The sequence below is a fragment of the Actinospica durhamensis genome (assembly GCF_018139695.1).
Classification (GTDB): Bacteria; Actinomycetota; Actinomycetes; order Streptomycetales; family Catenulisporaceae; genus Actinospica; species Actinospica durhamensis.
The window spans coordinates 1-391 of sequence record NZ_JAGSOG010000881.1 but is presented as its reverse complement, the minus strand read 5'-3'; the positions used below and the strand labels follow the sequence as shown (position 1 = coordinate 391).

The 391-nt window shown below is 65.7% G+C and carries 1 protein-coding gene; it reads right to left on the bottom strand.

The genetic code is table 11. The features are described from left to right. Nucleotides 1-391 (bottom strand): transporter substrate-binding domain-containing protein (locus KDL01_RS47390; protein ID WP_212534377.1); only part of this gene is annotated, 391 nt, incomplete at both ends.

Below are 391 nucleotides of genomic sequence, written 5' to 3'. Positions count from 1 at the left end.
TCAGGGTATTGAGCAGCAGCGTGTAGTCGGTCACGTAGGCGGCCACGCGGCCCTGGCGCAGCGAATCCAGGGCTTCCTGGTGCGTCTGGAACTCCTGCACGGTGCTCTTGGGCGCGAACTGCGCGAGGATCGCCGGGCCCGTGGAGCCTGCCTGCGTGGCGACCTTCCTGCCGCCCAGGTCGTTGTAGGACTGGATGGCCTGGTTGTTCGCCTTCACCAGCACCCCGGCCTGCGAGGTGTAGTACGGCCCGGCGAAGGAGATTTTCTCGGCGCGCGCGGGCGTGATGGAATAAGTGGCGATGACCGTGTCCACCTGGCCGTTGATCAGCACCTGCTCGCGCGTGGACGAGTTCACCTGCGTGAACTGCACCTTGGAGGCATCGCCCAGGAT